General features: G+C 72.1%; 17 protein-coding genes. 4 read left to right on the top strand and 13 right to left on the bottom strand.

Translation table 11 applies throughout. From position 1 onward, the window contains the following. Positions 1–155: 155 nt before the first annotated feature. Positions 156–881 carry an AIM24 family protein gene (locus EJK16_RS06070; protein ID WP_127127343.1) on the top strand — a complete coding sequence of 242 codons (726 nt, stop codon included), beginning with the start codon at positions 156–158 and terminating at the stop codon, positions 879–881. Positions 882–941: 60 nt separating this feature from the next. Here EJK16_RS06070 and EJK16_RS06065 read toward each other — a convergent pair whose 3' ends face one another. The 9 genes from EJK16_RS06065 to EJK16_RS06025 form a co-directional block, all read right to left on the bottom strand. Further along, positions 942–1,844 carry a DNA-3-methyladenine glycosylase gene (locus EJK16_RS06065; RefSeq protein WP_205739620.1) on the bottom strand — a complete coding sequence of 301 codons (903 nt, stop codon included), beginning with the start codon at positions 1,842–1,844 and terminating at the stop codon, positions 942–944. Further along, positions 1,841–2,545, bottom strand: a complete 705-nt coding sequence (locus EJK16_RS06060; RefSeq protein ID WP_127127341.1) for an alpha/beta hydrolase — start codon at positions 2,543–2,545, stop codon at positions 1,841–1,843. Before EJK16_RS06060 ends, EJK16_RS06065 begins: the two co-directional genes overlap by 4 nt. 209 nt (positions 2,546–2,754) lie before the next feature. Then, positions 2,755–4,221 (bottom strand): aldehyde dehydrogenase family protein, encoded by a 1,467-nt coding sequence (locus EJK16_RS06055; RefSeq protein ID WP_127127339.1) that lies wholly within the window; start codon positions 4,219–4,221, stop codon positions 2,755–2,757. A 38-nt stretch (positions 4,222–4,259) separates the two neighbouring features. Then, the gene (locus EJK16_RS06050) at positions 4,260–5,591 is read right to left on the bottom strand and encodes an MFS transporter (RefSeq protein WP_370275961.1); all 1,332 of its coding nucleotides are present in this window, start codon (positions 5,589–5,591) and stop codon (positions 4,260–4,262) included. A gap of 94 nt (positions 5,592–5,685) precedes the next feature. Further along, the gene (locus EJK16_RS06045) at positions 5,686–6,849 is read right to left on the bottom strand and encodes a CaiB/BaiF CoA-transferase family protein (RefSeq protein ID WP_127127337.1); all 1,164 of its coding nucleotides are present in this window, start codon (positions 6,847–6,849) and stop codon (positions 5,686–5,688) included. Next, positions 6,849–8,039, bottom strand: coding sequence for a mandelate racemase/muconate lactonizing enzyme family protein (locus tag EJK16_RS06040; protein ID WP_127127335.1), 1,191 nt, complete (start codon positions 8,037–8,039; stop codon positions 6,849–6,851). The genes EJK16_RS06045 and EJK16_RS06040 overlap by 1 nt, the downstream gene beginning before the upstream one ends. Next, positions 8,036–9,292: a CaiB/BaiF CoA-transferase family protein gene (locus EJK16_RS06035; protein WP_127127333.1), complete on the bottom strand. Its 1,257-nt coding sequence runs from the start codon at positions 9,290–9,292 to the stop codon at positions 8,036–8,038. The genes EJK16_RS06040 and EJK16_RS06035 overlap by 4 nt, the downstream gene beginning before the upstream one ends. After that, on the bottom strand, positions 9,289–10,482 hold the full coding sequence (locus tag EJK16_RS06030; protein WP_127127331.1) for an acyl-CoA dehydrogenase family protein: 1,194 nt from the start codon (positions 10,480–10,482) through the stop codon (positions 9,289–9,291). Before EJK16_RS06030 ends, EJK16_RS06035 begins: the two co-directional genes overlap by 4 nt. 184 nt (positions 10,483–10,666) lie before the next feature. Then, entirely contained in the window at positions 10,667–11,650 is a 984-nt protein-coding gene (locus EJK16_RS06025; protein WP_127127329.1) for a LysR substrate-binding domain-containing protein, read from the bottom strand. 189 nt (positions 11,651–11,839) lie between these two features. Here EJK16_RS06025 and EJK16_RS06020 point away from each other — a divergent pair, with 189 nt between their 5' ends. The 3 genes from EJK16_RS06020 to EJK16_RS06010 all read left to right on the top strand — a co-directional run bounded on the left by EJK16_RS06020 (position 11,840) and on the right by EJK16_RS06010 (position 14,844). Continuing rightward, complete coding sequence (locus EJK16_RS06020; RefSeq protein ID WP_127127327.1) at positions 11,840–12,619, top strand: electron transfer flavoprotein subunit beta/FixA family protein; 780 nt, start codon at positions 11,840–11,842, stop codon at positions 12,617–12,619. A 7-nt stretch (positions 12,620–12,626) separates the two neighbouring features. Further along, positions 12,627–13,607, top strand: coding sequence for an electron transfer flavoprotein subunit alpha/FixB family protein (locus EJK16_RS06015; RefSeq protein WP_127127325.1), 981 nt, complete (start codon positions 12,627–12,629; stop codon positions 13,605–13,607). Positions 13,608–13,917: 310 nt separating this feature from the next. Next, complete coding sequence (locus EJK16_RS06010) at positions 13,918–14,844, top strand: cytochrome b/b6 domain-containing protein (RefSeq protein ID WP_370275960.1); 927 nt, start codon at positions 13,918–13,920, stop codon at positions 14,842–14,844. On the opposite strand, the gene EJK16_RS06005 is transcribed toward EJK16_RS06010, so the two are convergent. The 4 genes from EJK16_RS06005 to EJK16_RS05990 form a co-directional block, all read right to left on the bottom strand. Further along, positions 14,831–16,078: an FAD-dependent monooxygenase gene (locus EJK16_RS06005; RefSeq protein ID WP_127127321.1), complete on the bottom strand. Its 1,248-nt coding sequence runs from the start codon at positions 16,076–16,078 to the stop codon at positions 14,831–14,833. The genes EJK16_RS06010 and EJK16_RS06005 overlap by 14 nt on opposite strands. A gap of 89 nt (positions 16,079–16,167) precedes the next feature. Further along, positions 16,168–17,169 (bottom strand): cyclopropane-fatty-acyl-phospholipid synthase family protein, encoded by a 1,002-nt coding sequence (locus EJK16_RS06000; RefSeq protein ID WP_127127320.1) that lies wholly within the window; start codon positions 17,167–17,169, stop codon positions 16,168–16,170. Positions 17,170–17,269: 100 nt separating this feature from the next. Then, a complete protein-coding gene (locus tag EJK16_RS05995) occupies positions 17,270–18,910 on the bottom strand; it encodes a xylulokinase (RefSeq protein ID WP_127127318.1) in 1,641 nt (546 codons plus the stop codon). Between the two features lie 158 nt (positions 18,911–19,068). Further along, positions 19,069–19,665 (bottom strand): pyridoxal 5'-phosphate synthase, encoded by a 597-nt coding sequence (locus EJK16_RS05990; protein WP_127127316.1) that lies wholly within the window; start codon positions 19,663–19,665, stop codon positions 19,069–19,071. Positions 19,666–19,696 lie beyond the last annotated feature (31 nt).

The following is a 19,696-nucleotide window of genomic DNA, read 5'->3' as shown; positions in this document are numbered from 1 at the left end:
CGCACGGACCAGACGGCGCCGGGCTGCGCGGCCCGGCCCGGAGGCGCGCCTCCCGACATCGCCGTCCGGACCTCCGCGGCAGGGCGGCCACGGTCGATAGTGTGCGGGGACACCGCCCAGGCGCGGGCGCCACCACCCACGACGGGACCGACACCATGGCCATCCACGGATCGCTGTTCAACGACTTCCGAGAGAACAGCTCGCAGGAGCAGTTCTCCCTCCAGAACAAGAAGCTCCTCAAGATCCAGATGGGCTACGGCCCCGTGTGGGCCAAGAGCGGGTCGATGGTCGCGTACCAGGGCGACATCCGCTTCGAGAACAAGGGCTCCGGCGGGCTCGGGAAGATGGTCAAGTCGGCGGTGACCGGCGAGGGCGTCGACATGATGCACTGCTCCGGGCAGGGCGAGCTCTTCGCCGCCAACTCCGCCGCCGAGGTTCAGGTCATCTACCTAGAGAACGACGCCATCTCCGTCAACGGCAACAACGTGCTCGCCTTCTCCTCGTCCATCGACTGGGACATCCGCCGCATCCAGGCCCGTGGCGCCGCGATGACCGGCGGCCTCTACAACGTCTCGTTGCGGGGCACGGGCTTCGTGGCCATCACCACGGAGGGCGAGCCGGTCGCCCTGGACGTGGCCGGCGCGCCCACGTTCGGTGACGCGCAGGCCGTCGTCCTCTGGACGGCCGGGGTGAGCATGGACGTGCGCGTGAGCACCGGCGGCCTGAAGTCGATGGTCCGGGGCGGCACGGGCGAGACGTTCCAGATGGCCTTCGGCGGCCAGGGGTACGTGCTGGTCCAGCCCAGCGAGTCGGTCGGCACCGCCGGGCACCAGGCCTCCGGCGGCAAGAGCGGCGGCCTCGGAGACCTCTTCGGCGGCTGACGGGCCTGCTCGCAGCAGGGGCCCACGGTGCCGCCGGCCCGCGCACCGCTCGAGGCGCCGTCAGCGGGGGCCGGCGCGGCCGCCGATCTCCGCCGTCCGCCGCTCGCGGAGGATGCGGAGGTGGACCGCCGCCCAGGTGCGGAAGGGCCGCCAGGCCCGGGCCACGTCATCGAGGCTGCGGTCTGCGCCGTAGCGCTCGGCGACCTCGGCCTCGAGCCGGCTCTCGTGGCGGGGCAGGGCGTCGGGGGCGTTGGCGCCTCGGACGACGACGAGCTCGGCGGCGAACGGGCCCAGGCCCTTGACCTCCTGCACCGCGCGGACGGCCTCGTCCGGCTCGACCGAGCGGAGCGCAGCGCCGTCCAGCCGCCCCTCGAGCGCGGCGTCCGCGACGGCGTGCAGGTACTCGCCCTTGCGGCCCGGCAGGTCCAGCTCGAGCGCGCGCAGCGTCTGCGGGGGCGGGAAGGCGCCGCCGTCGCCGTGGTGCCGGACGAGGTCGTCGCGCAGCCGGGCAGCCTGGACGATGCGGACGCGTTGGGACAGCACCGCCCAGGCTGCGGCCTCGTACGGGGAGTGGAATCCGCACGGGCGCAGGCCCGGCAGCTGCGCCTGGGCGGCGGCGATGACCGGGTCGCGGTCGCCGACGTCGGGCCAGCCGCGGGCGTCGACGTCCAGGGACAGGAAGCGGCAGACCTGGGCGGCGGCGGCGTCGAGATCGCCGTCCCCGGCCACCCGGACCCGGGCGGCGTCGTCCTGCTGGGCCACTGTCGCCTCGGCGCGGCTCCAGTCCGCCTCGACGCGAAAGACGGTGTGGAGCCCCTGCTCGCTGCCCTGCGCGGGCAGCGCGGCCGGCGCGAAACCCTCCCAGAACGCGCGGCTGGTGGCCAACGACCACGGGCCGCGCACCTCGACGGTGACCTCGTGCTGCCGCATGGCGCCGCCCGGCCGGACCAGCGAGCCGCTCACGCGAGCCCGAGCCGCGTGACCAGCGCGGTGATCGCCTCCGCGACCCGGTCCGGCTCGTGGAGAAGGTGCAGGTGGCCACCCGTGATCGTCGTCACCGGCCAGCCCAGGTCCATGGCGCGGTCCCGCTCCTGCGCGTAGGTGTCACCGAACGCCAGGTAGGCACACGGGAATGTGCGCCAGCCCGCCGGAGCGTCGAGCCCGCTCGTGAAGTACGACAGCGGCATCCGGCGCTGCTCGGCCTCGACGAGCCGACGCGTCGACGCGTCGGGGAAGAGGTCGGTCACCTGGTTCTCGCCCCACCACTCGGCCCACGGGGGAAGGACGCCGTCGGCGTCCGCGAGCGCCCGCAGGTGCTCCTGGAACGCCACCGGCGCCAGGGGCACGTGGCCCTCCTCCGGCGGGAACCCGGCGTCGACGAAGATGGCGCCGACGACGTGGCGCCGCGCCGCGATGCCCGCCACGAACAGGCCGGCGTTGCTGTGCGGCACCAGGACGACCGGGCGGCCGTCCGGGATGGCCGCGACCAGCCGTGCCAGCTCGCCCTGGGGCGTGAGGTCCGCGTCCGTCGGCGCACCGACGGACTGCCCGAGGACGGCCACCTTCCGGCCCCACCCGCGAAGACGGGCCGCCACCGGCTCCCAGGTCGCGGGCCCGAGCAGCGGGGAGGGAACCAGCACCAGCTCGACGTCGCCCGAGTCCATGGGCGAGACAGTATGCCTTCGCTGTCGAGATCGAGAACGGATTATCGGGGCGCCGGGACGGTGCCGCCGGCCGCACCCGGGCGGACTGGTCGTACCCGGCCGGACCAGGTCATGCTCCGCGATCTACGACCTGGTCCGGCCGAGCACGACCGGTTGACCGCGGCCGCCCCAGTGCACGCGGTGGCGGGCACCGCCGGTGACCGGCGGGGTCAGAAGGGGTAGCGCTCGATCTCCGACTGCACGGTGACCCATTGGACCTCCGTGAACGACTCGAGGCTCGCCCGCGCCCCGAAGCGGCCTCCGACGCCGGAGGCCTTGACGCCGCCGAACGGGATGACCGCCTCGTCGTCGACCGTCTGGTCGTTGATGTGCACCGCCCCGCTGTCGATGTGCGCCGCGAGCTCGAAGGCCTTGAAGGCGTCCGAGGTGAGGATGGCGACGGAGAGCCCGTACTCGGAGGAGTTGATGATCTCGAGCGCCTCCTCCACGGTCTCGTACGTGGTGACCGGCGCGACGGGGCCGAAGATCTCCTCGGTGAACGCCGGGGCGTCCTTCGGCACGTCGGCGAGCACGGTGGGCCGGTAGAACAGCCCGTCGTACTCGCCGCCGGCGGCCAGGGTGGCCCCCTGCTCGACCGAGGCGGTGACCAGCGCGTGGACCTTGTCCCGCTGGCGCTCGTCGATGATGGGGCCGAGGGGGTTGGCGGGGTCGGTCGGGTCCCCGACCGGGATGTGCCGGGCCTTCTCGGCGAGCTTGGCCGTGTACTCCTGGGCGATCGAGGCGTGCACGAGGTGCCGGCCGGTCGTCATGCAGATCTGCCCCTGGTGCAGGAACGAGCCCCACGCCCCGGCCGATGCGGCGGCGTCCACGTCCGCGTCCGGGAGCACCAGGAGCGCGTTGTTGCCGCCGAGCTCCAGGTGCACCGTCTTGAGCAGGGGCCCGGCCGCCTGGCCGATCGCCCGTCCCGCGGCGGTGGAGCCGGTGAAGGAGAGGCAGGGCACGCCGGGGTGGGCCACGAGGGCAGCTCCGACGTCGGCCCCGGCGGGCAGCACGTGGAGCAGCCCCGCGGGGAGCCCGGCCTCGGCGAAGAGCTCGGCCAGCGCCAGGCCCCCGGAGATGGGCGTGCGGGGGTCCGGCTTGAGGATGACGGCGTTCCCGGCGGCGAGCGCAGGGGCGACCGACCGCATCGACAGGATGGCGGGGAAGTTGAACGGGGAGATCACGCCGACCACCCCGAAGGGCACGCGGCGCGCGAGGGACAGTCGCGGCTTCGAGGACCGCAGGAGCTCGCCGTAGGGCAGCGACGTGATGCCGGCGCACTCGTCGAGCTCGGCGACGACGAGACCGACCTCGAACTGCGCCTTGCCCATGCCGGAGCCGGACTCCGGCACCAGCCAGCGAACGAGCCGGTCGGGGTCCTCGGCCAGCAGGGCGGACGCCCGGCGGAAGACCTTGGCCCGCTGGTCGTAGGTGAGCGCCGCCCACGTCTTCTGCGCCTCCGTGGCGGACCGGACCGCGGCGTCGAGGTCGTCGACGCCTGCCGCGCCGACCGTCGCGATGCGCTGGCCCGTGGCGGGTGCGACCACGTCGACCGTGCTGGCAGCGGCCTTCCAGGTGCCGTCGAAGAGTGCTCCGTCCCAGGGCATCGTCACCTGCTGGGCTTCCGTGAGGGTCATGGTTCGTCCTTTCGTGAAGGGTGGTGCCCGGGCGGGCGTCAGGCGGAGATGTCGCGGTGCCGGCTCTCGCGGGTGAGGAACACGAGCGCGAGGGCGCTCAGCGCGCACATCGGGATGAGGAACCACAGCACGCTCGTGATCTGGCCGCCGCTGGCGGCGAAGATCGACGCGACGATCAGCGGGGTGAAGCCCGCACCGAGGAGGCTGGCCATCTGGTACCCGAGGGAGGCGCCCGTGTAGCGCGACGTCGTCGAGAAGTTCTCGGCGAGGAACGCGGCCATCGGGCCGAACGTCAGGGCCTGAAGCAACGGCAGGGCGACGAGGAAGCCGAGCATGACGAGCGCGAAGCTGCCCGTGCCCAGGAGCAGGAAGATCGGGTAGGCGAGGAGCGCCATCCCGACGACGCCCGCGAGCATGACCGGCCGGCGCCCCACGCGGTCGGAGAGGCTGGCGAAGACCGGGATCGTGACGGCGGCGACCAGCTGGGACAGGGCGAAGGCCCACAGGCCGTGGGACTCGCTGACGCCGTGGGCGACGGCGTAGGTGATCGCGAACGTCGAGAAGGTCGCCTGGATCGTGAAGCCGCCGACGCCCGCGAGACCGACGGACAGCACGGTGCGCGGCTTCTTGAGGACCTGGGCCAGCGGGAGCACCTTCTTCACCTGCTCCTTGGTCTCCTCGGCCGCGAGCGCGGCCTTGAAGACCGGGCTCTCGCTGATCTTCGACCGGACGTACAGGCCGATGACGAGGAGGACCAGGGAGAACAGGAACGGCAGGCGCCAGCCCCACGCCAGGAACTGGTCCCTGGGCATGAGGGCGACGAGAGCGAGCGCGGCGGTCCCGAGGAAGGCCCCGCTGGGGCCGCCGGCGTTGGCGAATGAGGCCGCGAGGCCCCGGCGGCGGTCGTCCGCGTGCTCGAGCGACATGAGGGCCGCGCCGCCCCACTCGCCCCCGATCGCGATGCCCTGGATCGCGCGCAGGGCGACGAGCATGACCGCGCCCCACGTCTCGACGGGGGGCACGACGCCCACGAGGAAGGAGGCGAGGCCCATGATGGTCATCGACAGCATGAGCATGCGCTTGCGGCCGATCCGGTCGCCGAAGTGCCCGAAGACGATGCCGCCGATCGGGCGGGCGAGGTAGCCCGTGGCGAAGGTCGCGTACGAGGCGGCGGTCCCGACCAACGGGTCGAGGTTCGCGAAGAAGACCGGGCCGAAGACGATCGACGAGGCGGTGGCGTAGAGGATGAAGTCGTAGAACTCGATGGTGCTTCCGAGGTAGCTCGAGAGCACGACCTTGCGCGCCTCGCCTGTGCCGAGGAAGGCCAGGGGTGAGCGCCGCGGCGCCTGTTCGGTCATTGTCGTAGCCATGGGCGTGACCCTCCTTTGGGTACAGCTCCGGATCGGGACGGGATGGGTGCCAGGGGCGGGAGCGCCGCCGGGTCGGTGAGCCAGGGTCGGTAGGTCAGCTGGTGGGCGCGGGCTGGCGCAGCGCACCCGAGGTGAGCGGCGCGTGCGGGGCGTCCCAGCTCGCGAGCACGTCCGCGGCCGGGACGGTGTCCGGCGGGCTGACCCGGCGCGGCGGAGGCGGCGCGGTCCGGCTGAACCGAGGGGCGGGTGCGGGCTCGACGTGCCCGTCCCGCTCGACGAAGACGCCGCGGGCCCGCAGGTGCTCGTTGCGCGGCGCCTCCGCCATGGACAGCACCGGGGCGACGCAGGCGTCCGTGTCCCGGAAGACGTCCCACCACTCGTCTCGGGTGCGGGCGGCAATCACGGCGGCAAACCGCTCCCGCAGCTCGGGCCACCGGGCGCGCTCCCACTGGCCGGGGAGGTCCTCGTCGTCCTCGAGGCCGAGCCCGCGGAGGAGCTGGGCGTAGAACGGCGCCTCCAGGGCGGCGACCGCCACGTGCCGGCCGTCCGCGGTCTCGTAGACGTCGACGAACGGGGCGCCGGAGTCGACGAGGTTGGTGCCGCGCTCGTCGTTCCACGCGCCGCCGGCGAGCAGCGAGTACGGCGAGGCCATGAGGTGCGCGACGCCGTCGACGATCGCGGCGTCGACGACCTGCCCGCGCCCGGAGCGTTGCCGCTCCCACAGGGCGGCGAGGACGCCGGTGACGAGATACATCGCGCCGCCACCGAAGTCCCCGACGAGGCTGAGCGGCAGCTGCGGCGGACCGCCCGCCCGGCCGATGGCATGCAGCGCGCCGGTCATCGCCAGATAGGTCGGGTCGTGGCCGGCCCGGGCGGCGAGCGGGCCGTCCTGGCCCCACCCGGTCATGCGGCCGTAGACCAGGCCGGGGTTGCGCTCGAGGCAGGCGTCGGGGCCGATGCCCAGCCGCTCGGCGACGCCTGGGCGGTACGGGTCGAGCAGGACGTCGGACTTGTCCACCAGCCGCAGGACGAGCTCGCGGCCGTCGGGGTGCTTGACGTCCACGGTGATCCGGTCCTTGCCGCGCTGGAGCGTGTCGAGCTCGTCCGGGATCGGCATGGTGAAGCCGGCGCCCCGACGCTCGATGCGGACGACGTCCGCGCCGAGGTCGGCCAGGAGCATCGCCGCGAACGGCGCGGGCCCGAGGCCGCCGAGCTCGACGACGCGCATCCCCGCGAGGGGGCCGTGGCCGGCAGCCATCACACCAGCACGGCCGCGGGCTCGGCCGCGACGGTCTTGACGGACTTGCCGGGCGTGCGGTTGTCGGCGATGAACTGCTCGTTGAGCTCGATGCCGTAGCCGGGTCCCTCGTTCGGGTAGAGCTTGCCGTCCTTGAAGAGCGGCACGTTCGCCGCGATGTCCTGGGTGATCGGCTGCTGCTCGTTCTCGAACTGGCTGTTGATGATCATCGGCCCGAGGTTCTCGTGGGTGAACTGCGACGCCCACTGGTTGGCGATCATGAGGTGCGCGGAGGGGCTCGCCTCGAGGCCGGAGCCGATCATGCAGCCGCTCATGACGGGCAGGTCGGCCAGCCGGGCGAGGGTGAGCCAGCGCTGGGCCTTGAGCAGGCCACCGGCCTTCTGCATCTTGATGAAGAGACCGTCCGCGGCGCGCCGGTCGATGATCTCCTTGAGGTGGTGCAGCTCCTGGGCGGACTCGTCGGCGAAGATTGGCGTGCCGACCCGCTGGCGGAGGCGGGCGAGGCCCTCGATGTCCCAGTGCGGCAGGGGCTGCTCGATGCAGTACATGTCGAACTTGTCGAGCTTGCGCAGGGCCGTCAGCGCCTGGTCGTAGTTCCAGAACCCGTTGACGTCGACGACGAGGCGGACGTCGTCGCCGATGGCCTCGCGCAGGGTGGCGACGTTGCGCACGTCCTCCTCGACGGACCCCTTGCTCTTGATCTTGATGAGGCTGTAGCCCTGCGCGAGCGCGTGCTGGGCCTCGGCGGCGATCTGCTCGGCGGGGCCGGCGGAGGCGACCCAGCCCTGCACGGAGGCGTCGGCGGTCTTGCCGCCGAGCAGCTGGTACACCGGCATCCCGGCGACCTTGCCCTTGAGGTCGTGCAGCGCGAAGTCGACGAGCGCCTTCGCCTGGTTGTTGTCGCGGACGAACGTGTCCATCTCGCCGACGATCTTCTCGATGCTGAGCGGGTCCTGGCCGAGCAGGGACCGGGGCGCGATGTGGTCGCCGATCATCGCCATCATCGAGTCCTGCGTCTCGCCGCGGTACCACGTCGACGTGTCGCCCGAGTCGCCGAAGCCGACGTGGCCCGTGTCCGTGTAGATCTTGAGCAGCACGCTGTGGATGTGCGTGATGCGGGTGCCGGGCATGAGGAACGGCTTCACCAGGGGCGTGGAGACCGGGGTCAGCTCGATGCGGGTGATCTTCATGAGGAAGCTCCTTCTTTCTGGGTGGCGACGGCGACGGCGCCGGCGGACTCGAGGCCGGCGACGCGGTCGTCGTCGTAGCCGAGCTCGCGGAGGATCTCGAGGGTGTGCTCGCCGAGCAGCGGGGCCCGGCGGGCGACCTTTCCAGGCGTGCGGTGCAGCTTGGGGACGACCCCGGTGACGGCGACCTCGCGGCCCGTCCCGGGGTTGACCACCGTGGGGAGCATCTGGCGGGCGGCGAAGTGGGGGTCGGCGAAGATGTCCGCGGCGTCGAAGATCGGGCCGAGCGGCACCTTCCCGCCGAGGAGGCCCATCAGCTCGGCGACGGTGTGCCGGCGGGTCCAGCCGGTGACGATCTCGTAGACGGCGTCGCGGTTGACCCAGCGGGCGTGGTCGTCCGCGAAGCGGGGGTCGTCGACCAGCTCCGCACGTCCCATGATGTGGCAGAGCTTCGCCCACTGGGGGTTGTGCGGGGCGCCGAGCGTGACGGTCCCGTCCTTCGCGGGCACCGCGTCGAAGGGCGCGAACCCGCGCAGCTGGTTGCCGATGGGGCTCGGCACGTCGCCGGTGTGGGCGTAGTTGTTGACGACGACCTCGGAGACGGCGAGCACGGCGTCGACCATGGCGACGTCGACGTACTGACCGCGGCCGGAGCGCCTGGCCTCGACGACCGCGCACATGGTCCCGAACGCGGCGAACAGCGCCGGCACCGTGTCGCCCACACCGGAGCCGACCCGCACGGGGTGGTCGGCGTCGGTGCCGGTGATGCTCATGAGGCCGCCCATCGCCTGGGCGACGATGTCGAAGGCCGGCCAGTGGCTGTAGGGGCTGGTGCCGCCCCGGTCGTCCCCGAAGCCGCGGATCGAGGTGTAGACCAGGCGGGGGTTGCGGGCGGAGAGGGTCTCGTAGCCGAGTCCGAAGCGGTCCATGACGCCCTTGGAGAAGTTCTCGACGAGGACGTCGGCGCCGTCGACGAGGTCGAGGAGGATCTCGCGCGCCGCGGGGACCTTGAGGTCGAGGACGACGCTGCGCTTGTTGCGGTTGGCGTTCTGGAAGACGCCGCCCATGGGGCGCGTGGCGTCGTCGGCGGCGAACGGCCCGGTCTTGCGGAGCATGTCGCCGCGCGGCGGCTCGATCTTGATGACCTCGGCGCCCTGGTCGGCCAGGAGCGAGGTGCAGAACGGCCCGGCGAGAGCCTGCGTGAGGTCGATGACGCGCAGCCCTTCGAGGGCGCGCCCGGCCGCGGGGGCCGTCATGCCGTCGCCTCCCTGCCCAGCAGGGAGCGGGCGATGACGAGCTTCTGGATCTGGGGGGTGCCCTCCCCGATCTCCAGGCCGGCGACGTCGCGGTACATCGCCTGGAGGGGCATCTCCTCGGAGTAGCCGGTGTGCCCGTGCAGGATGATCGTGTCGTGGATGGCCTCCAGGGCGACCTGGTTGACCCACCACTTGACCATCGCCGCCTCCTTCGTGAAGCTCTGCCCGGCGTCGGCGAGCGAGAGGGCGCGGTAGCTGAGCCAGCGGGCGGCCTCGAGCTTCGTGGCGTGCTCGGCGATGGGGAAGGAGACGCCCTGGTACGCGGCGACTGGCTTGCCGAACGCCTCGCGCTGCTTGACGTAGCCGATGGTGATGTCGAGGGCCTTGCGGGCCACGCCCGAGGACATGAGCCCGATGACCGAGCGCGTGTAGTCGAACTCGCGCATGACGAGCCGGAAGGCGTCGCCGACGCCGCCGACGCGCAGGGTGTCCGGGACGAAGACGTCGTCGAGGAAGACGGCGGCGCGCCCCAGCGGCTTCCAGCCCGGGTCGGCGAACTTCTGGACGGTGACGCCCGTGGCGTCGAGCGGCACCAGGAAAGCGGTGACGCCGCCCGGATCGCCGTTCTCGTCGCGGACGCGCACGACGGCGACCATGGCCTTGGCGTGCGGCGCGAACGTGATCGAGGTCTTCTCGCCGTTGAGCTTCCAGCCGCCGGGGACCCGCTCGGCGCGGGCCCGCATGGCCTGCGCGTCGGAGCCGCTGCCGGGCTCCGTGAGGCCGAAGGCCACGATGTGCTCGCCGCGGACGATGCCCGGGACCCACTCGTCGGCGGACTCGGCCGGGAGGAAGCGCTCAAGCAGCGGCGCCATGAGGTTGCACGTGTAGGACAGCTGCGAGAGGTAGAAGTCTCCGTATGCGAGCTCCTCGTGGGCGATGCCGAGGTGGACCTTGGTCAGCTCCTCCCCCAGCCGCCCGGACCCGCCGCGCTCCTCCGACGTGCCGAGGCCCAGGAGGCCCTGCGCGGCCATGTCCTTGGCGAGGTCCCACGGGAACTCCTCGCTGTGGGCCCGCGCGAGGTAGCCGTCGCTGAAGGGCGCGGCGAACTCACGGACCCAGGACGCGAACTCCTCGTGCTCGGGATGAAAGAGGACGGGAGGACTGATGACGGGCGACGCCGTGGACTGCATGGATGACTCCCTCGTCGTGACCGGTGGCCGGGTGGCTCGGACGGCGCTGCGCCGGCCTCGGCCCGGTTCGGGCTGGCGCCGGCTCTGGCGCACGGTCGAGTATGTTTCGCGCCACATACCGCGAAAAGGGACAAAATCCCGCGCTGTTTCCCAACCGCACCTTTGGAATGCGCGGCGGGCGCCGCTACATCGAGTCGGGGACGACGTCCCGCGCCAGCTCCAGAAAGGCCTTGGCGTTACGGCTCAGCGGACGACCCTGGGGCCAGGCGGCCACGATCCGCACGGCCCCGACGTCGTCGGTGATCTCCTTCGTGACGATGCTCAGGCCCTCGTGCGTGGTGCCGACCTTCGGCCGCATGAGGTTGATGGTCCAGCCCAGGCCCCGGCCCACGAACGAGCGCACGGTCTCGAAGTTCTGCGACTTGTAGCCGACGCGGGGCTCGAAGCCGGCGGACCGGCAGAGAGAGAGGCTGTGGTTGGCGCTCACGGGGTTGTCGAGGAGGACGTAGGGCTCGTCGGCGAGCTCCGCGAGGTCGACGGGTCCCTCCCGGTGCGCCGCCCAGTGGTCCTCGCCGACGAGGACGCACGGCCGCAGGTCGAGCAGCGGAAGCTGCCGGACGTTCTGGGGCAGGCCGAGGTCGTAGGTGACGATGAGGTCCAGCAGTCCGGCCTCGAGGTCGGTGTGGAGCACCTCGGGCGAGTCCTCCCGGAACCTGAGCGCCACGTGCGGGTGGTTCTCGAGGAAGGTCCGTACCAGCAACGGCATCATCGTGGGTCCGATGCTGGGGAAGCACCCGAGCGAGAGCCCGCCGGTGAGGTCGCCGGTGCCGGAGATCTCCTCGTAGAGGTCTCCCGCCTCGCCGAGGATCTGGCGCGCGGAGGCGAGCACCGACTGGCCGGTGGTGGTCACGGTGACGCCGTGCGCCCGTCGCCGGTTGAGGAGCTTCACGCCCAGCGTGCGCTCGAGCTGGTTGATCGCCAGGGACACCCCCGTCTCGGAGACGTAGAGCCGTTCGGCGGCGCGGCTGATCGTCCCCGCCTCGGCGACCGTCACGAACATCTGCAGCTGGCGCAGCGTGAAGGGCACCAGATGCGGGACGGCCGGGTCGGCCTCGACGCCCGGTGTCGTGCTGTCGTTGCTGTCGCCAGGGCGCGTCGTCGCGCTCATCGCTGGTCCTCCCGGTCGTCGACATCGACAGGCGTGGCTGGCCCTCCGAGCCCGACCAACTAATCAGATGTTGGGAAGCACCCTAGATTCTAGGCCTTTTCCAGGGGAAGTGAGCCCGCACATACTCGGTGACGCAGGAGCACCGCCGCCACCGCGGTGGGCCGCCGTCAACGAGGAGGCGTGAACCGCATGAAGATTCTGGTGCTGGTGAAGTACGTGCCGGACACGGAGGAGCCGAGGCGCCTTGACACGGTCACGGGCGAGATCGACAGGGCCGACGGGGTGATCGACGAGATCACCTCTCGCGCGCTTGCCTGGGCGTTGGAGACCAGGGACGCGGTCGGCGGCGAGGTGGTCACGCTCACCGTGGGACCGGATGACGCCATGGACGCCCTCAAGAAGACCCTGGCCATCGGCGCCGACGAGGCGGTCCACGTCCTCGACGACGCGATCGCCGGGTCCGACGCCGTGCAGACCTCCGCGGTCCTGGCCGGCGCCGCACGTGCCACCGGGTTCGACCTCGTGGTCGCCGGTGCGGCATCGACCGACGGTCAGGTCGGAGCCGTGCCGGCGATGCTCGCCGAACGGCTCGGCGTGCCGCACCTGACGTACCTGACCGAGGCCACCGTGACCGGTACCGGCGTCAGCGGCCGGCGCGACGCCGGGTCCACCACCTACGAGGTGGCGGCCGACCTCCCGGCGGTGGTGTCCGTGACGGAGAAGGCCGCCGAGCCCCGCGTGGCGAGCTTCCGCGGCGTCATGGGGGCGAAGCGGAAGCCGAAGCGAGTCCTGACGCTCGCGGACCTCGGCCTGGAGACCGCCGCCGTCGGCGCGGCCAACGCCGCCTGGACCATCACCTCGGTCGCCGAGAAGCCCCCGCGGGCCAGGGGCGACGTCGTCACCGACGACGGCGACGCCGCCCGCCGGATCGCCGACTTCCTCGCCGAGCACCAGCTGATCGGAAAGTGAGAACACCGTGAGCACCATCCTCGTCCTTGCCGAGCTGACCGGCGGGCATGTCGACCCGGCCGTCACCACCCCGCTTGCCGTCGCCGCCGACCTCGGCACCCCCGCCGCGGTCCTGTCCGTCATCCCCGGCACCGCCGTCGACCCGCTGGTCGAGCAGCTCGCCGCCCTCGGCGCGGAAGCCGTCTACGTCGCCGAGGGCACGGACTTCCTGGTCACGCCGCACGTCGACGCCCTCGAGGCCGCCGTGGCCGCAGGGTCCGACGTCGCCGCGGTCCTGGTCCCGGACTCCCCCGACGCCCGTGAGGCGGGGGCCCGGCTCGCCGTCCGGCTCGGCGGCGGCTTCGCGCCCGACGCGAGCGACGTCGCCCTGGTCGACGGCCGGGTGACGACGACCCAGCAGGTGCTCGGTGGCGAGTACGTGGTGACGGCGGCAACCCGGCCCGGGTCGGTCCCCGTCATCGGCGTCACCCCGGGCGCCCGCGACGGCGCCGCACCGCCGGCCGCCGCTCACCGCGTCGTCAGGCTGACGCCGTCGGCCGGCTCCGGCGCGCGGATCGTGGCCCGCCACGCGCGGGCGACGGCGACCGACCGCCCGGACCTCCGCTCGGCGCGGATCGTCGTCTCGGGCGGCCGCGGACTCGGGTCCAGGCAGAGCTTCGCCCTCGTCGAGGACCTGGCCGACGCCCTCGGCGCGGCGGTCGGCGCCTCTCGTGCCGCCGTCGACGCCGGGTACGTCGACCATCGCACGCAGGTGGGTCAGACCGGCGCGACCGTGTCCCCGGACCTGTACATCGCCGTGGGCATCTCCGGAGCGATCCAGCACCGCGCCGGCATGCAGTCCGCCAAGACCGTCGTCGCCATCAACAAGGACCCCGACGCCCTGATCTTCGACTTCGCCGACCTCGGCGTGGTCGGGGACCTCTTCACCATCCTCCCCCAGCTCACCGAGGAGATCGGCGCCCGCCGGGCGGGGGCGCTCGTCGGCTGACCGTCGACGCCTCCCGGCCCCGCCGATCTGCGCGATCGGCGGGGCCGTCGTCGTCCGGGCTCACCACGGTCGCGCGCAGCCCCGGCAGGGACCCCGATGCTAACTTTTGCTTGGGAGCCACCGCGGATTAACGCTCTTCTCCTGAGGAGCCGCACTCAGCCATACTCGTTCGAGAGCTGAACGCATGCTGACCGCCGTCGATGTGGAAGCGCTGGTTCGCTCGCCCGGCCGCCGGTGCCGGCGCCACCGCCGCGCCGTCGCCGACGCGCACGACCCGGCGACCAGACCGCCAGAACAGTAGGGAGCAATCGTGACGACATCGACCGCCAAGAGGACCAGCCGGACCTCCCGGGCCCTGCTCGCAGCACTTGTCGCTGTCGGCTGCCTCGCGATCGCGGTGCTCGCCGCACGATGGCTCATCGGCCTCCCGGCGGTGGCCTCGTTCGTGGAGCGCTACCCGGGCACGGGAGCGGTGCCGGCGGCCGCGCCGACCGGGCTGCCGGCCTGGGCCGGCTGGCAGCACTTCCTCAACCTGTTCTTCATGGTGCTGATCATCCGGACCGGGTGGCAGGTCCGCACGACCCGACGGCCTGAGGCGTACTGGACCCGCAACAACAAGCGGTTCCCCCGGACCAAGGGCGCCCCCACGAAGATCAGCCTCGACCTGTGGCTGCACCTCTCGCTCGATGCCCTGTGGTTGCTCAACGGCGCCGTGTTCGTCGTCCTCCTCTTCGCCACCGGGCAGTGGCTGCGGATCGTCCCGACGACGTGGGAGGTGCTCCCCAACGCCGCCTCGGTGGGCCTGCAGTACCTGTCCCTCGACTGGCCGACCGAGAACGGCTGGATCCACTACAACGCCCTGCAGTCCCTGACGTACTTCGTGACGATCTTCGTCGCGGCGCCGCTGGCTGCGATCACGGGCTTCCGCATGTCGTCGGCGTGGTCGAAGCGGTGGACGCGCGCCGGGAAGGTCTTCCCGGTCGACCTGGCCCGCAAGCTGCACCTGCCGGTGATGGTCTACTTCGTCCTGTTCATCGTCACGCACGTCACCCTCGTCATGGCGACCGGCGCCCTGCGCAACCTCAACCACATCTTCGCCGCCCGCGACGACGCCGGCTGGACGGGCTTCGGGTTCTTCGCCGGTGCGCTCGCGGTCGTCGTCGTCGGGTGGGTGCTGGCCCGGCCGATGTTCCTCCAGCCCGTCGCCTCCCTGACGGGCAAGGTCACCGCCCGCTGAGCCCGGTCAGTCGCGGCAGCAGGTCTGGTGGGGTCAGGCGAGCCTCGTCGAGCATGGCCGAGGCGCTGCCGCCGCCGGTGGTGATCCTGCGCCGCACCACAAGCGGGAGGCGGGGCAGCAGGCGCATCGCCTGCGCCAGGATCCAGATCCGCCGGCGCGTCGCCGGGATGACCAGGTCGATCGCGGCGGGCCCGATCGAGCGGCTGTGTCGCACGACGGGTTCCAGAGCGCGCTGGTAGGCGGCGAACCCGTCGGTGGGGTCCCCGCCGGCCCTGACGAGCTCACTGGCCAACAGGTACGCCCCGATCACCGCCAAGCTGGTGCCGCCGCCAACTGCCGGGCCCGGGCAGTAGCCGGCGTCACCGACCAGGGCCACCCGACCCCCCGTCCACGTCGGCATGACGATCTGAGTGATCGAGTCCATGTAGAGGTCGTCGGCCCGGTCCAGCCCCGCGAGCAGCCGGGGCACCTCCCACCCCAGATCGCCGTAGAGCTCGTGCAGCAGCCGGCGTTGCGCATCCAGGTCGTGCCGGTCGTAGTCGTGCAGTCGCGGTGCGCGCCACAAGAAACCCGCTCGCGCGTGGGTGCGATCACCGACCGGGTACAGCCACGCGGTCCGGCCCGGCACGCTGAGGCCGATCATGCGGTTCTCGAGGGCCAGGTGGTTGGGCACGGTGAACACTGCCAGGTAGCCGCCCAGGAACCGCGAGAAGCGCTCCTCCGGCCCGAAGATGAGGCGTCGGGTGATCGAGTGCAGGCCGTCCGCCCCGACCACCAGGTCGAAGTGTCGCGGACCGGCGTGCTCGAAGGTCGCCCGCACCGCGCCGCCCTCGTCCTGCAGGGCCGTGATCGAGTCACCGAAGACGTACTCCACCTGGTTCCGGGTCGCATCGAACACGATCCGAGCGAGGTCGCCGCGCATGATCTCGATGTGGCGTTCCGACACCCCTTCGCTGAGCATCTCCGCGGGCACCTCAACCCAGGGTCGCCCGGGACGGACCAGCGCGATGACCTCGGTTGTGGTCCGGGCGCGCTCCACCTGGTCCCCGACACCCATCCAGTCCATGACGTCAAGGGCCGGACCGAACAGGTCGACGGCGTGACCGCCGCCTCCCGCGCGCAGCTCGGCGGTCCGCTCGACCACGGTGGGTCGAAAGCCGAACCGGTGCAACCAGTAGGCCAGCACCGGGCCCGCCACGCTGGCACCCGAGATCAGCACCCGAGGCTGGCCCATGGCATCACCCCGCTGCGACTGTGAGACGCGGCCATTCTCGCACCGCTCGATGGTGGTGCTCGGCCGGGACCTACCTGTGTGGGCAGCACTCAGCCGCGGCCGATGACCGCGTAGAAGCTCCCGTCGGGCACCAGCTTCACCGTCTCCACCCGCTCGTATCCGGCCATGTCGAGGTCGGCGGCCACCTGGCTCGCCGACGGCAGCGGTGTGGCGCCCTCGGTCATCGCACCCCACAGGTTCAGGCTCGCCACCCCCGCGCTGCGGCCGCCAGCCATCGAGGTGACGAGCAAGGCGCCGCCCGGCCGCAGCATGGTCCTGATCCGTGCGAGCGCGGCCACTCGATCGCGGAAGTAGTAGATGTTCTGGTGCAGCGTGGCGACGTCGGCGCCCTGGCCCGTCCAGGTGCGGATGTCGCCGGTGTCGATGGTGACTCGGTCGCTCAGGCCCCACCGCTCGATGTTCGCGCGCGCGACGTCCGCTGCGGCCGGGTCGATGTCCAGCCCGACCGCGGTGAGGTCGGGGTTGCGCTGGGCGGCGTGCCGGATGTGCGTGCCGGTGCCGCAGCCCACCTCCAGCAGGCGGAGCCGGCCTCGGGGTGGGACGACGAGGTCGATCGCCTCGTGGATGAGCTCCTCGCCGGCGCGCGAGGCACGGATGACGACCGAGTCGTCCGTCTCCGCCATCGCGAACAGCTTCCCGGCACGAGCGCGGGCGGGGATCTGCGTGATGTACCGATGATCGATGACCGAGACCTGCTCGAGCAGCGCCGCGATGGGGTCGTTGCCGGGGCGGGCGAGCCTGCGTGCCAGTCGGCTGCGCAGCCGGTATCCGCGCTCGTCGAGCCCCAGATCCCCGAGCCGGATGCCAAGGGCAAGCCAAGCGCGCAGACCCTCGCGGGTGTGCGGAGGTATGCCGAGCTCCTTCACGAGTACCTCGAAGGTGGCCGGGGTAGCGAGCCGCTGGAGCAGCCCCTCCCCCAAGGCGGTGCCGAGGAACGCGGCGCGGTAGGAGCCGCGGATGATGCGCATGACGGCGACCATCGGCCACATCTTGCCGCTGCGGGCGAGCCGCGCGATCGTGTCGGGTCGCATGTTTCACCCTAGCCTCGCGGCGGAAGCCACTTCCGGGCGACGTGCCATGAGGGCTTGGGCAAGGGTCGCGCACCTGGGTACGTGTTCAGGACGCGCGCTGTCATGACCGGCCTCCTTGCGTCTGGCCCTGCTGCGCGGTCGCCTCGACGGCGGCCCGTTCGATCGCAAGACCCGCCACGTAGCGCTCGAGGAAGGCCTCGAAGCCCTCGAGGTCCGCGGCGTCGGGCTCGACGACGTCCACGGCGGCGTCGGCGAAGACCCGCGTGCGGAGGTAGGTGCCCAGATCCTGCTCGTCGGCCGTTAGGTAAGCCGCGAGCACGGCCATCCCCCACGGCCCACCCTCGCTCGCGGTCCGCGCGACGGCTACCGGAGCCCGGACGGCGGCGGCCAGCAGCCGCTGCGCCACCGCTGCCGTCCGGAACATGCCGCCGTGGGCGAACAAGGTGTCGAGCTCAACGCCCTCGGCCTCGAGCACGCGCATGCCCAGGCTCAGCGTCGCGAAGGCGCTGTACACCTGCGTGCGCGCGAAGTTCGCGAGGGTGAGCCGGCTGCCCGGCGTCCGGACGACCAAGGGGCGCCCCTCGGCGAGACCGGTGATCGGCTCGCCGGACAGGTAGTTGTAAGCGAGCAGCCCGCCGCCGTCGGCGTCACCGTTCAGCGCCTCGCGCAGCAGCGCGCCGAACACGGCGTCCGGCTCGGCCGGCTGCCCCAGCGCCGCGGCGAAGCGGCCGAAAACCTCGGCCCACGCACCAAGCTCGCTCGCTCCGTTGTTGCAGTGCACCATCGCGACCAGGTCACCGGCCGGCGTGGTGACAACGTCGAGCTCGTGGTGCACGCGCTCGAGCGGTCGCTCGAGCACGACCATCGCGAAGATCGAGGTTCCGACACTGACGTTGCCGGTCCTGGGCGCGACGGCGTTCGTAGCGACCATGCCGGTGCCGGCGTCGCCTTCGGGCGGGCACAGCGGGATGCCAGGCAGCAGCGTGCCGGTCGGGTCGAGCAGCGCGGCGCCCTCCTCGGTGAGCCGGCCCGCCTCCTGCCCAGCGACGAGCACCTCGGGCAGGAGCGCCCGCAGCGCGAGACCTCCCGGGCGACGCTCGGCCACGAGCTCGTCGAACTGCGCCAGCAGGCCACCGTCGTAGTCGCGGGTCGCTGGGTCGACCGGGAACATGCCGGACGCGTCACCAACCCCCAGCACGTGACGCCCCGTGAGGCGCCGATGGACATATCCGGCCAGCGTCGTCAGCGACGCGACCTGCGCGACGTGCGGTTCGTCGTCCAGGACGGCCTGGTAGAGGTGGGCGATCGACCAGCGCAGCGGGATGTTGTAGCGAAACAGCTCGGTGAGCTCGGTCGAGGCTCGCTCGGTCGTCGTGTTCCGCCAGGTGCGGAACGGGACGAGGAGCCGGCCGTCGACGTCGAAGGCGAGGTAGCCGTGCATCATCGCCGAGACGCCGAGTGCGCCGAACGTCGTGGGACGCACGCCATGCTGCCGCTCGGTGTCGGCGAGCAGCGAGGCGACGCACTCCTGCAGGCCCGTCCAGACGGCACCCAGTGAGTAGGTCCAGGTCCGATCGACGAACTGGTTCTCCCAGTCGTGGCTGCCGGTCGCGACGACGGAGCCGTCGGGGCCGACGAGGCACGCTTTGATGCGCGTGGACCCGAGCTCGATGCCGAGGGCCGTGCGGCCCTCGGTGATGGCTGCGCGCAGGTCGGTGCCCTGCTGGGGCTCGACGTCCATGTCGCTCCCGTCCGTGACGGTGTGCGGGCACCCCACGCGGATCGGCCCGCGGGCGGGTGCGCGGCCCGCGGGGCACGAGCCAGTCCGGTCATGCTAGCGCCCGCTGTGCGCGACGACGATATGGGTAGCGGCGCCCAGCGCCGCCTCAGGAGGACCCGTCAAGGCTGCAGACGTTCGGTCTGCCACCGATCCGCGACGCGGGTGTAGGCCACACGGTCGTGCAGGTGAAGATCGCCGCGCTGCCAGAACTCGACGAAGTCCGGACGCAGCGCCCAGACAACGAAGTGGTCGGGCCGGGGAACGTCCCGGCCCTCGAAGCGGTGCACGGCGGCCTCTAGCTGGGCGACCAGGGCTCCGCGGTCGGCGATGGGCTGTGACTGGTGGTTGGCCCAGTACCCAATCCGCGCACCACGCGCCCGGGAAGCGAACGCGGCCTCGCTCACCGCGGCGGGAAGGACCATCACCTCTCCGCGCAGGCGCACCTGCCGGCTCATCCCCGGCCAGTAGGCGACCATCGCCGCCCGCCCACCGGTCGCGAGCTGCACGCCCTTGCGGGAGCGCGTGTCGGAGTAGAACGTCAGTCCGTGATCCCCGATCTCACGCACGACGACGACGCGCGCGTCGGCATCGCCACGCTCGTCCACGGTCGCGAGAGTCACCTCGAGGGCATCGGTTACCCGGGCCCGTCGGGCCTCCGCGAGCCAGTCCACGAGCTGCACCAACGGGTCAGCCGCCACGGAGTTCTTCGAGAGCACTGCTGCTCGCCCTCCTGTTCACGTACGTCCT

Origin of the sequence: Georgenia sp. SYP-B2076, from assembly GCF_003991205.1 — a bacterium.
Lineage (GTDB): Bacteria > Actinomycetota > Actinomycetes > Actinomycetales > Actinomycetaceae > Georgenia.
The sequence above is the reverse complement of the archived record's forward strand: the minus strand, read 5'-3'. Positions and strand labels throughout refer to the sequence as shown.